Consider the following 12323-nt stretch of genomic DNA (forward strand, 5'->3'; position numbering starts at 1 on the left):
CCGTGCAGGTACTAGTCGTCGAAGACGACCCCGAGATGGGTGAACTCCTTTCCAGGGGGCTCACCGCCGACGGGTACGAGGTTGACCTCGTCGCCGACGGGGTCGACGCGCTCATCACCTCGGCGAAGAATCGATTCGCGGTAGCCGTCGTGGATGTCATGCTGCCCGGGATGACCGGCTACGAGCTGTGTCGACGCCTGAAGGAGTCCGACGACGCCCCCGCAGTGCTGCTTCTCACCGCGAGGAACAGCGTCGAGGACAGGGTATTCGGTCTCGACTCCGGCGCGGACGACTACCTGACGAAACCCTTCGCCTTCGCCGAGCTGAGCGCCCGCCTCCGGGCACTGTTGCGGCGCGGTGACCCGACGAACAGGCTCAGGTTGACCGTCGGCCGACTGGAGCTCGATTCCCTCGCCATGGTGGTCTCTCTGGCCGGTCGGCCGGTTGCGCTGAGCCCGAAGGAGTTCGCGCTGCTGCGTCTTCTCGCCATGAACCTGGGAACGCTCGTCAGCCGCAATCGCATCCTCGAGGAGGTGTGGGGCGGAACGGCGCATATCGACGCGAATATCGTCGACCAGTACACGAGCTATCTGCGACGAAAACTGGGTTCGCGGGACACCGGAGTGCACATCACGACGGTACGAGGCGAGGGGTACATCCTGGAGGCGAGCGCCTGATGTTCCTCGCGAGGTTGACGATCCGGTGGCGCATCACGCTCGGGAGCCTCCTGATCGCCGCACTGTTCTTCGGTGTCGCGGCACTGGCGTTCAGAAGCCAGGTCGCGACGATCCTCGCCTCGACAACCGAGACCCTCCTCAAGCACGACGCAGCCCCGGTCAGGACCGAGATCCTCGACGGCGCCCAGAAGATCGACGAGCCGGGGAAAGCCCAGCTCGTCTCGGTCATCGATCCGACGGGGACGGTGCGAAGGTCGACACTCCCCGACGACCTCGCCGCGAGGCTCCCCGAGCTGCTGCGCCTGCACGGAGAGCCGAAGAACTTCACCACGAAGAAGGACAGCTACCTCGTCCTGGCCCAGACGGTTGAGACAACGGGCGGCCCCTGGAGGATCGTCACGGCGCGGGACCTCGACGCATCCGTCCTGCTCCTCGACCGGATCACGGACGCGCTGGTGATCGGCGCACTGGTACTGGTCGTCGGATTCGGCGCCGCATCCTGGCTCCTCACCGGTGCTGCATTGCGCCCGGTCAACCGGATGCGGCGGCAGGCGAGCGAACTGAGCAGGAGCTCGACTGCTCTCCCGCTTCCGGTCGGACCGGCCAGGGACGAGCTCTCCGCGCTCGCGACGACCCTCAATGAGTTCATCGACCAGCAGCGGATGACCGCCGCACGCGAACGCCGGCTGGTCTCCGATGCGAGCCACGAGCTGCGCAGCCCGATTGCCGTCCTCAAGGCGCAGCTCGAACTCGCGCATCTCAGCAGCGGCGACGCTTGGGCACTCGAGGCAGAGATCAGCGCGGCCGAGCATTCGGTCGCACGTATTGCGGCGATCGCCGCAGACCTTCTCGAGCTCTCTGAGGTGGAGTCGATGCCGACCACCGCATCCAGCAGCTGGTCCGAGCTCAGCATGGAACTCGGATCGGCAGTGGATCGCGCGCGGCTCGTCGGGGCTCTGCCCGGGACTCGGGTGGAGTTCGCCATCGAGCCGCGGGGTCACGATGAGGACGGCCTCGTCCGCTACCCGGTGACCGTGGGCAGGTTCGGACGCATCCTCGACAACCTCGCGGGGAATTCGATCGCAGCGATGCCAGAGGGGGGTGGTCTGCGGTTATCTCTCCTGCAGGAACCGGATCGGCTCACGCTTCGAGTCGTCGACTCGGGGCCGGGCCTGCCGGAGTCGTTCCTGCCGATCGCGTTCGATCGATTCAGCCGCCCGGATCCGGCGCGAGCGAACAGCACTGGTGGAAGCGGGCTCGGACTCGCCATCGTCAAGGCCATCGTCGACGACGCCCAGGGCACGGTCGCACTCGCCAATCGGGCCGAAGGCGGGCTGGAGGCCGTTATCTCGATCCCCGAGCTCAGCGAGGAATCCGGCGTCCTTCCTGAGTGACTTCCTGTGTGATCTCTCAGGCGCACCCCCCCGAATTCCGGAGGAAAGCCCATTCCGCGCTAGACACGATGAGTGCGTGACCAGCGCACTCGCGGAGCATCCATCACCGCCGCGTGCTCTTCCGCGCCCACGACGGCTGTTTCGAACATCTCGGGTCGCGCTCGGTTTCGGCATCGCAGCATCCCTCGTCTGCTTCACCGGCTCGTGGATCCCATCCTTCTGGGGCGACGAGGCGGCGAGCGTCATGTCTGCCGAGCGGCCCCTGTCGTCGCTCTTCGCGATGCTCCACACTGTCGATGCGGTGCATGGCGCGTACTACTTCCTGCTCCACTTCTGGATCGACCTGTTCGGCGCGAGCGAACTCTCCGTGAGACTTCCCAGCGCGCTTGCAGTCGGTTTCGTCACGGCCGGCACGGTGGTTCTCGCCCAGTGGCTGTTCTCCCGCCGCGTCGCGGCGTTCTCCGGAATCGTCTGCGTCCTGCTGCCGCGCTTCACCTACATGGGCGAGGAGGCGCGTTCCTACGCTCTCTCGACGGCCGTCGCCGTCTGGCTCACGGTTCTGCTGGTGAGGCTGCTCGTCGTTCACACGCGTCGCACCGCCGCCTGGGCCGCCTATGCCGTCGGCCTGGCGCTGGGCATCTACCTGTTCCTGTATCTCGCGCTGCTCGTCGTGGTCCACGGCATCCTGATTCTGTCCAGCGGGAGGTCGAGGCGACTGCTTCGACGATGGTCGACCACCGCCCTTCTGGGGCTGTTGGCGGCGGCACCGGTCATCGCCTTCGGGATCGCCCAACGCCACCAGATCGCGTTCCTGGCCCATCGCCACCGGGTGACGGTTCTGCAGGTGGTGTTCGACCAGTGGTTCGGCGACCTCTGGCTGGGCCTCCTGTGCTGGGCATTCGTCGTCCTGGCGGTCGTCCTGGGCCTCCGTCCCGGGCGACGAAGCCAGCCGAACGGCATGGTCCTCCTCGTGGCCTGGCTCCTGGTCCCGACGTCGCTCCTTCTCCTTGGCAACGCTGTCGTGGCACCGATGTACACCAACCGCTACCTCTCGTTCTGCACACCGGCGGCGGCCATCCTCGTCGCGGCCGGTGTGGCGGCGTTGCCCCGGAACTGGATGCGCATCGTCTCCATCGGGGTGCTCGTCACTCTCGCCCTGCCGGTCTACCTGTCCCAGCGCACCGAGTTCGGGATGCCGGGAGGCAGCGACTGGGCGAAGGCGTCCGAATTGATCGGGCAGGATGCGAAGCCGGGCGACGGGATCCTCTTCGACCAGCACGTCAAGCCGTCCTGGCGACCGCGCCTGGCCATGCACCTCTACCCGGAGGACTATCTGGGGCTGAATGATCTCGCGCTCCTCACGCCGTACGACGAGACGACCGGGCTCTGGGATCGGGTCATCCCCCAGGCGCGGATCGGCACCCGCCTGGGCTCCGTCTCGACGGTCTGGGCGCTCGAGACCACCAGGAGCAAGGAGGATGCCGCGAACTCGGATATCCATGTCCTCGAGCGAAACGGGTTCTCCGTCATCCACAAGGTCCGAATCCACCGGACGATCGTCTACGAACTCACCAGGAGCACACCATGAGCAGGACGTTGGTGATCATCCCCACCTTCAACGAGGCGGAGAACCTTCCAGGTCTCCTCCAGCGGGTGCGAACCCAGGACGTCGAGGTGCTCGTGGTCGACGACAACTCGCCGGACGGCACCGGCATACTCGCCGACGGGTTCGCCACAAAGGACCCGGGCGTTCATGTGCTGCACCGAGCGCGCAAGGAGGGCCTCGGGACGGCGTACCGCGAGGGCTTCGCGTGGGGGCTCGCGCAGGGCTTCGGCGTACTCGTCGAGCTCGACGGCGACGGCTCCCACCAGCCCGAGCAACTCGGGAGGCTGCTGGACCGGATGCCGTTCGCCGACGTCGCCATCGGGTCGCGCTGGGTGCGGGTCGGGGCCGTCATGAACTGGCCACTGCGTCGGGTTCTGTTGTCCCGTGTCGGGAGCCTCTACGCCAGGGTTGCGCTCGGGTTGCCGTTCCGCGACGTCACAGGAGGCTATCGGGCGTACAGTGCCAGCGCTCTCCGGCGCATCGGCCTCGATACGATCACGAGCCAGGGGTACTGCTTCCAGATCGACATGCTGTGGCACGCCCACCGCGCCGGCCTGCGCATCGACGAAGTGCCGATCACCTTCGTGGAGCGTGAGTTCGGAGTATCCAAGATGAGTTCCCGCATCGTGTGCGAAGCCATCCTGAACGTCACCGTGTGGGGACTGACGGGCCTGCCGCAACGCATTCGATCCGCACTGTCCGCGACCGGGTCGCTTCGGCACGACCGAGGTCCAGCGCATGTCTCGTGAAACCGTTCGCACCATCGCGCGCGACGTCGTGCGCTTCTGCATCGTCGGCGGGGTCGGCCTCATCGTCGACGTGGCCGTGTTCAACATCCTCCGCGTCACGGTTCTGGCACCCGGACTCGTGCACGGTGGCCCCGTACTCGCGAAACTCGCCTCGACCTCGATCGCGATCGCCATGAACTGGGTGGGGAACCGCCACTGGACCTTCCGCACGAAACGCCGTGACGACCTGGTTCGCGAGGGCCTCGAATTCTTCATCGCAAGCCTCGCCGGACTCGTCGTGTCGGTGGCCTGCCTCTGGGTCTCGCACTACCTTCTCGGGTTCCGGTCGCTTCTCGACGACAACATCTCGTCCAACCTCGTCGGGCTCGCGCTCGGGACGGCGGTGCGGTTCGTGCTCTACCGCTCGTGGGTTTACGGTCGCACCGCGTCGCAGCCGTTCGCGTCGCAGCCGCTCATCGACTCAGCCACGCCGCAGAAGGTCGATCCGGGCCTGTAACTGGGCGACGCTCGCCTGCGCGACGGGTGGGCCGCCTGCCCTCCTTCGCAACTCCGCGTGGATGTGCGCGTGAGGCTGCCCGGAGCGTTTCGCCTGCATCGCCACGAGACTGTTGAGCAGGCTGCGCTGCTCGCGGAGAGTGCGGTAGAGGGGCTTCGGCTCCGCCTCCACGCCGGAACGCGCGGCACGAGCTTTCGACCTGCGCGACTGCCGCGTCTGGCGCTGCCGGAGCAGTTCGCGCACCTGGTCCGGCTCGAGGAGACCGGGGATGCCGATGAAGTCGAGCTCCTCCGGCGTTCCGACCTCGGCGGCGAACCCGAACTCCGCCCCGTCATAGAGCACCCGGTCGAAGTTCGCCTGGGACTCGAGGGGGGTGAACTCGAACAACGCGGCCTCGGCCGGGGCGCGCTCTGCACGGTTGGCAGCATCCAGCTCGGTATCGTCGAGCAGGAGGTCGCCCGAACCGGCCTCCCGGTCGAGGGCATGATCGCGTTCGAGCTCGAGCTGCCCTGCCAGGGCGAGCAGGCTGGGAACGCTCGGCAGGAAGATCGACGCGGTCTCCCCTCGGCGCCGCGTGCGCACGAACCGGCCGACCGCCTGCGCGAAGTACAGCGGTGTGGATGCCGAGGTCGCGTAGACCCCGACACCGAGCCGCGGGATGTCGACGCCTTCGGATACCATCCGCACGGCGACCATCCAGCGCCGGGTGTTCTTCGCAAACTCCGCGATGCGGTCCGATGCAGCCTTCTCGTCGGAGACCACGACCGTGGGCTTCTCCCCCGCGATGCCCTCAAGGACTGAGGCATACGCGCGCGCGGCGTGCTGGTCGGTCGCGATGACGAGGCCGGCCGCATCCGGAACGTCGTCGCGCACCTCGCTGAGCCTGCGGTTCGCTGCCCGCAGTACAGCGGGGATCCACTCCCCCTCCGGATCGAGGGCCGTGCGCCAGGCCTGCGCCGTGACGTCCTTCGTGTCGGCATTGCCGAGACGCGCCTCCATCTCGTCGCCTGCGCGCGTGAGCCAGCGCATCCGGCCCGCATAGGCCATGAAGATGACCGGGCGAACGACACCGTCCTGCAGGGCGCGGCCGTAGCCGTAGCTGTAGTCGGCACGCGAGGTGCGGATGCCCTGCTCGCTCGGGTGGTACGTCACGAAGGGGATCGGCGCGGTGTCGGAGCGGAACGGCGTGCCGGTGAGCGAGAGACGTCGCACCGCCGGCTCGAAGGCATCCCGGATGCCGTCGCCCCAGCTGAGTGCGTCCCCGCCGTGGTGCACCTCGTCGAGGATCACGAGCGTGCGGCGATCCTCGGTCATCGAGCGGTGAAGGGATGGACGCAGGGCCACCTGGGCGTAGGTGACCGCGACCCCGTGGAAGTGGCGCCCCACCCTGCCGTTCGCGTTGCGGAATACGGGATCCAGCCGGATGCCGACACGGGCAGCCGCATCCGCCCACTGCCGCTTGAGGTGGTCGGTCGGGGCGACGACGGTCACCCGCTCGATCGTGCGCCGGGCGAGCAGTTCGGTGGCGAGTCGCAGTGCGAAAGTCGTCTTGCCGGAGCCCGGAGTCGCCGCGACGAGGAAGTCGCGCGGCTCGGTACGAAGGTATTCGTCGATCGCCTCGGCCTGCCAGGCGCGCAGCTTGTCGGCGGTTCCGCGTGCCGCCCGCTCGGGGAAGGCCGGTCCGAGACGGAAGGGCTGCTCCGTGCTCACGAGAACGACACAGTGCTCTTCGACGGCTCAGAACTCACTTAACGAGACTTTACCGGCTGCCACCGACCCTTCCGGACGAAGAAGGGCCCCGCAACCGAAGCTGCGGGGCCCTCCGAGCGAGGTGTCAGGCCTTGGCGCGGCTCTTCGTGATGAAGCCCCAGATGAGCAGGACCACGATGGCACCGACGATGGCGATCAACCACGACTGGATCGACCAGAAGTCGTCGTAGCCGATGTTGAAGATCAAGCCGGCGAGCCAGCCACCGATGAGTGCGCCGATGAGGCCCAGGAGTAACGTCGCGATCCAACCGCCGCCCTGCCTGCCAGGCAGAATCAGCTTCGCGATGGCTCCCGCGATGAGTCCGAGGATGATGAAAGAAAACCAGCCCATGACGACCTCCCGATCGGTCATACATTTGCCCCCGTGGTTCGGCGGCCTGGCACTAAGCCTTGCATGACCCTCGATCGGGGGGCAAGGATTCGCTGTCGGCGCGTCGCAACCTGAGAGTTGGCCGGGTTTTCTCGAAAGGCCCGCGTGAGGCAGTCTTAGGTCATGAGCCAGCAGCATCCGTGGTCCCGCTATGTCGCCCTCGGCGACTCATTCACCGAAGGGATCGGAGATCCAGAACCACGCAGCGCCGGGGGCAACCGCGGCTGGGCGGACCGGGTCGCCGAGGTGCTGAGCGCGAAGACGGACGACTTCGCCTACGCAAACCTCGCCATCCGGGGGCGTCTCCTCCAGCAGATCATCGACGAGCAGGTGGAGCCGGCGCTCGCGCTGCGCCCCGACCTCGTGACGATCTCCGCGGGCGGCAACGACATCATCCGCCCCGGGACCGACCCCGACGAGATCGCCGGAAGGCTCGAGGGGGCGATCGAACGCCTGCGCTCCGACGGCGCGACCGTCCTGCTGTTCAACGGCCCGGACATCGGGATGACGCCGGTGCTGCGGCGGTCCCGCGGCAAGGTGGCGATCTACAACGAGAACCTGCGGGCGATCGCCCAGCGGCACGACGCCGTCATCGCCGACATGTGGGCGCTGCGCGAACTCAAGGATCCCCGCATGTGGGCGCCGGACCGGCTGCACTTCTCCCCCATCGGCCATCACACGATCGCCCGCATGGTGCTCGACTCACTCGGCGTGGAGCACGACCTCGAGCCCTACGAGCCGGAACCCATGCCCACCGTCTCCTGGCGGCAGGCGCGCGTCGAGGACATCGGCTGGGCGCGCGCATACCTCGTACCGTGGGTCATCCGACGCATCCGCCACCAGTCCTCTGGCGACGGGATCAGCCCCAAGCGACCGGAACCGACCGGTCTCGACCTGCGCTGATCGCGGTTCTCAGTACCTGGCGCGCCAGCGGGCCGTACCCGCGACGACAAGGGCGCCGAGCAGAAGCATCAGGAGTCCGACCGGGATGAGGACGGTACCGCTGGTGCTGCCCGTCGCGGCGAGCATGGTGGTCGCGGCGAGAGCGAACGGAGAGAAGTCGTTGACCATGCCGCACACCATTCCGGGCACCGCCGACAGCGTGGCACTGCCGAGTTGGCGACCACTGATGTCGACCCAGGCGCCGTCTTCGTAATGCCAGAGGCGATCCGGCGCAGCCCCGGTCACGCATACCGTGTACGGGCCGGTCGCCACGATGTCACCGTTGGAGTGCATGCTCAGGTCCAGCAGGATCGCCCCGTCCACCGAGAACGGAGTCTCGCCCGCGGGAAGCGAGCCCGGTGTGAGCGTGAGCGCCTCGATCCAGGCGCTTCCGGTCGTTCCCGTGAAACTGGCATCCGAAACATTGACCAGGGGGTCACCGGGCAGATACCCCGCGAAGCTGACCTCGGGATCCGCGCCGACTTCCGCGCCGTACACGGTCGATCCTGAAGTGTCGGATGCGAGCCAGGGGTCCACGAGGACGTTGGAACCCACGATCTGCCCGGCAGCGGGGCCAGTGGCCTGACCCCACCAGTTGGCGGTGGCAGTGAAGTCACCGGTGTCCGACTGGTTCAGAAGCGCACGGGAACCTGTGGTCGGGTTGTCGAAGAAGTTGCCGGAGAACTCGATGCCGGTCACATCGCTCACGACGGAGCTCTCGGATTGCCGCACGAAGATCGCGGCGAAACCGGTCACATTGCTGTAGCCGTCGATGTGGTTGCCGGTGATGACGGCGGTGCCGCTGAAACCGGTCCAGATGCTGATGGCCGCGTCCTCGATATTCTGCAGGGTGTTGTTCTCGACGCGGAGGCCGGTGAAGTCGCCCGCGAGCACCATGCCGCCCTGGCGCAACCCGAAGTTGTCGACACCGGCGGTGCCCACGGTGGAGTTGCCGATCCAGTTGCCACCGATGGTACCGGCCGTGGTCACCGAAGCGGCCCCGCTGATATTCATCGCCAGCCCGTCGTTATCGAGCCAGGTGTTCCCGGTGATGGAGACCGTCGTCGTCCCATTGGCGGAGGAGTTCGAGACACGGAGTCCGTTCGATGCGGCCCCGTCGACAACGCGATTCTGCTCGAACCGAACCGTGGGGTCGCCCAGCGCGCCGGTGATCGCCAGGGCGCCGGGCGTGCTCGAACCGCCATTCGTCCAGACGTTCTGAGAGAGCGTCAACTGGAGGTTCGGCACGCTGTTGGCGCTCAGGAAGCGCTGGGAGTCGAGGGCACCACTCAGGTCCACGGTCAACCCGCTGAGCGTGACCGTGGTCGCGGCTGCCGCCAGGCTGATCGCATCGCTGTTCTCGACGGCCGGCGGAAGGATGATGGCCTCGGACGCTCGTGCCGGATTGGCGGTGACGAAGTCAGCGGAGTTGGGGTTCACGCCGGCATTCGGGCCGAGAATGGTGAGCGATTTGTCGATGACGATCGACTCCGCATAGGTTCCCGCCTGGACGACGATCGTGTCACCGGCGGCCGCGCCGCTCACGGCGGCGGATATCGTGGTGTAGTCGCAGCCCGAGGCACACACCGTCCAGGATTCCGCGGCCCGTGCGGGGCCTGCGCCGAGGGCCAGGAGCCCCGCGGTCAGCGCCGATACCGAGGCGATCGCACCCCAACGGTTTGCCTGTTTCATCGGATTCCAGCCCCCACACCCCACGGTCCGGACCCGCCGGACTTCGCCGAGTCCATGAGAAAGCCTAATGGAATCCGGACGGTCTGGGCCAACCCCAGTTCCGGGGGCAGGGACTACTAGCGGCCGAACTGGGCTGCTGCGGGGCAGTCGAAGGGGTCGCCGCCCGCGGCGAGGCCGACGCGATTGAGGTAGCGGATGACGATCCCGTAGGACTCCAGGATCGTCGTCTGCGTGTAGGCGATGCGGTGCGTCTCGCAGTATTCTCGCGCGATCTCGGCGGCGCGGGCGAGGTGCGGGCGTGGCATGTTCGGGAACAGGTGGTGCTCGATCTGGTAGTTGAGCCCGCCCATGAAGGAGTCCATGAGCCAGCCGCCCCTGATGTTGCGGGAGGTGAGCACCTGGCGGCGCAGGAAGTCCACCTTGGCATCGTGCGGGAGGATCGGCATGCCCTTGTGGTTCGGGGCGAAGGATGCACCCATGTAGAGCCCGAACACCGCGAGCTGCACACCGAGGAAGGCGAAGCCGAGACCCACCGGCAGCACGAGGAAGATCACGGCGAGGTAGGCGCCGACGCGCGACAGGATCATGGTGAGCTCGACCCAGCGACGGTCGACCTTTTTGCGGCCGAAGACCGTGCGGAATCCGTGGATGTGCAGGTTGACGCCCTCCAGGAGCAGCGCGGGGAAGAACAGATATCCCTGGCGCTTCGTCGCCCAGGCGTACAGTCCCCTGGAGCGCGAGGCATCCTCCTCGGTGAAGGAGACGAAGTCGCGCTCGATGTCGGGGTCCTTGCCGAGAATGTTCGGGCTCGCGTGATGCCGACTGTGCTTGGTCATCCACCAGGAGTAGCTGATGCCGACGAACAGGTTCGCGAGTGCGCGACCCGCGTGGTCGTTCATGGGGCCGGACTCGAACACCTGCCGGTGCGACGCCTCGTGTGCGAGGAAGGCGTACTGGGTCAGAATCACACCGAGGGCGCCCGCCATGAGCAGTTGGAACCAGCTGTCCCCGAGCAGGACGAATCCGGTGACGGTCCCGCCGAGGGCGAGCGTCACGATGCCGAACACCATCCAGTAGAACCCGGTGTTGCGACGCAGAAGTCCCGCGTCGCGCACCGTTCTGAGCAGCGCCGAGTACTCGGTCGTCGGATTGTCACGGCTACCGCCGGGTCGGGTTTTCGTGAAGGTGACGACGGGCGAAGCGGATGTGGCGGACACGGTACCTCGATTCGGGGTGACTTCCCGTCGCGGTAGCGAGTGAGATGCCTCAGCAGATAACCCGACTCTAGGGCACGTTGCTGTGAATGACGCGCAGGCCGGGGAACAACCGGGCAAAGACTCAGCCGAAGACTCAGCCGAAGGGATGCGTGAGCCGCCACCACAGTCCGGGGCCTTCGAGTGCGGTGTCGAGGGCGAGCGGAACCGTCACGGTTCGGTCTCCGACCGTGAAGGTGACCGAACCGACCTCCTGGCCTGCCTCTCCGGTCAGCAACGGATCGACGGCAGCGGTCTCCGTCACCGCCCGACCGGCCCAGACCAGCACGGATTCGTCCTTGGTGGCGACCGCCCGTGCAGACTGCTCCCAGGGGGTCGAGTACACGTAGTATGCGTCACCGGCGTTCACGAGGGACACCTCGCGGAAGCCGTTCACCGCGCTGGCGAGAAGCTTACGGACGGCGGCATCGAGGACGTCGTGATCGTCATGACCGGGCCCGCTCAGGATGACGCCGACGACGTCGATCGGATGCTCGCTGCCTGCGCTGTCGGCAACGGTGATCGACGCCGAGAACAACAGGCATGCCCCGGCCTCGTCGAGGGTGCCGGTCTTGATCCCATTGATCCCGTCGACTCCGAGCAGTTCGTTGGTGTTGTGGATCGTGCCGATGTAAGGGAGCGTCGCGGTGGACATCCGCACGATCGAGGAGACCACGGGATCGGCGAGGGCGATCCGGCCGAGTTCGACGAGGTCGCTCGCCGTGCTCGTGTTGCCCGGGTTCATCCCGGTCGAGTCGAGCAGGGTGGTGTTGGAGAGGCCATGCGCGTCGAGCCAGGTTCGCGCCGCAGAGAGGAAAGCCCCCTCGGAGCCGTACGCCCAGGTGGCCAGCGATTCGGCGTAGTTGTTGGCCGATGAGACGAGTGTGACCGTGAGCAGCTGCCTCTCGGTGAGCTGGAGACCCGCACGCACCGGTTCGACCTTGCCGCGCAGGGCGAAATACTTGTGGTACAGGGCGGCATCGGCACTCGTGAGGGTGATCGTCGGCCCGTCTTCCCCTTCGCCGAGCGGCTTCGCGTCGAGCGATACCAGGCTCGTGACGATCTTCGTGATGCTCGCGATCGTACGCAACTCGGTGCTTCCGCCGGTCGCGAGGATGCCGGGGAACCCCACGGCCCCGATGGCGCTCGCACCGTACCCTGGCCAGGCGAGCTCTACCGGCGGGTTCTCTGGTGCCGTGGTGGTGATGGCTGCCGATGTGGCCGGTGTGAGTGGGGCCAGGAGAGCCATCGGCAGGTAGCCGAGGCCGGCGAGGAGGACGCCGAGAGTCCCGAAGACCACGATCCGCCGTCGCAGGTAGGTTCGGCGGGAGGCGGGCATTGATTCAGGATACCCAGCCACGGCGATCGCCGATG

Annotated in this window: 11 protein-coding genes; 6 read left to right on the top strand and 5 right to left on the bottom strand. The window is 67.0% G+C overall.

Annotation, left to right across the window (positions count from 1 at the left end; all coding sequences use genetic code 11):
* Positions 1 to 2 precede the first annotated feature (2 nt).
* The 5 genes from ABD678_RS10360 to ABD678_RS10380 all read left to right on the top strand — a co-directional run bounded on the left by ABD678_RS10360 (position 3) and on the right by ABD678_RS10380 (position 4922).
* Positions 3 to 677, top strand: a complete 675-nt coding sequence (locus tag ABD678_RS10360; RefSeq protein WP_344756339.1) for a response regulator transcription factor — start codon at positions 3 to 5, stop codon at positions 675 to 677.
* Positions 677 to 2071: a sensor histidine kinase gene (locus tag ABD678_RS10365; RefSeq protein WP_344756341.1), complete on the top strand. Its 1395-nt coding sequence runs from the start codon at positions 677 to 679 to the stop codon at positions 2069 to 2071. The genes ABD678_RS10360 and ABD678_RS10365 overlap by 1 nt, the downstream gene beginning before the upstream one ends.
* A 76-nt stretch (positions 2072 to 2147) precedes the next feature.
* Positions 2148 to 3659 carry a glycosyltransferase family 39 protein gene (locus ABD678_RS10370; protein ID WP_344756343.1) on the top strand — a complete coding sequence of 504 codons (1512 nt, stop codon included), beginning with the start codon at positions 2148 to 2150 and terminating at the stop codon, positions 3657 to 3659.
* Entirely contained in the window at positions 3656 to 4426 is a 771-nt protein-coding gene (locus ABD678_RS10375; RefSeq protein WP_344756345.1) for a polyprenol monophosphomannose synthase, read from the top strand. Before ABD678_RS10370 ends, ABD678_RS10375 begins: the two co-directional genes overlap by 4 nt.
* Positions 4416 to 4922 (top strand): GtrA family protein, encoded by a 507-nt coding sequence (locus ABD678_RS10380; RefSeq protein ID WP_344756347.1) that lies wholly within the window; start codon positions 4416 to 4418, stop codon positions 4920 to 4922. Before ABD678_RS10375 ends, ABD678_RS10380 begins: the two co-directional genes overlap by 11 nt.
* Here ABD678_RS10380 and ABD678_RS10385 read toward each other — a convergent pair.
* Both ABD678_RS10385 and ABD678_RS10390 read right to left on the bottom strand, forming a co-directional pair.
* Complete coding sequence (locus ABD678_RS10385; RefSeq protein ID WP_344756348.1) at positions 4887 to 6632, bottom strand: DEAD/DEAH box helicase; 1746 nt, start codon at positions 6630 to 6632, stop codon at positions 4887 to 4889. The genes ABD678_RS10380 and ABD678_RS10385 overlap by 36 nt on opposite strands.
* Before the next feature lie 124 nt (positions 6633 to 6756).
* Entirely contained in the window at positions 6757 to 7023 is a 267-nt protein-coding gene (locus ABD678_RS10390) for a GlsB/YeaQ/YmgE family stress response membrane protein (RefSeq protein WP_344757168.1), read from the bottom strand.
* A 162-nt stretch (positions 7024 to 7185) separates the two neighbouring features.
* Here ABD678_RS10390 and ABD678_RS10395 point away from each other — a divergent pair, with 162 nt between their 5' ends.
* Positions 7186 to 7965 (top strand): SGNH/GDSL hydrolase family protein, encoded by a 780-nt coding sequence (locus ABD678_RS10395; protein ID WP_344756350.1) that lies wholly within the window; start codon positions 7186 to 7188, stop codon positions 7963 to 7965.
* A 9-nt stretch (positions 7966 to 7974) separates the two neighbouring features.
* On the opposite strand, the gene ABD678_RS10400 is transcribed toward ABD678_RS10395, so the two are convergent.
* From ABD678_RS10400 to ABD678_RS10410, 3 genes are all read right to left on the bottom strand, one after another.
* Positions 7975 to 9696, bottom strand: coding sequence for a right-handed parallel beta-helix repeat-containing protein (locus tag ABD678_RS10400; RefSeq protein WP_344756352.1), 1722 nt, complete (start codon positions 9694 to 9696; stop codon positions 7975 to 7977).
* Between the two features lie 116 nt (positions 9697 to 9812).
* Entirely contained in the window at positions 9813 to 10913 is a 1101-nt protein-coding gene (locus tag ABD678_RS10405) for a fatty acid desaturase family protein (protein ID WP_344756354.1), read from the bottom strand.
* A 133-nt stretch (positions 10914 to 11046) separates the two neighbouring features.
* Positions 11047 to 12288, bottom strand: coding sequence for a D-alanyl-D-alanine carboxypeptidase family protein (locus tag ABD678_RS10410; protein ID WP_344756356.1), 1242 nt, complete (start codon positions 12286 to 12288; stop codon positions 11047 to 11049).
* Positions 12289 to 12323: the final 35 nt, after the last annotated feature.

This window comes from Leifsonella bigeumensis (assembly GCF_039537265.1).
GTDB lineage: Bacteria > Actinomycetota > Actinomycetes > Actinomycetales > Microbacteriaceae > Terrimesophilobacter > Terrimesophilobacter bigeumensis.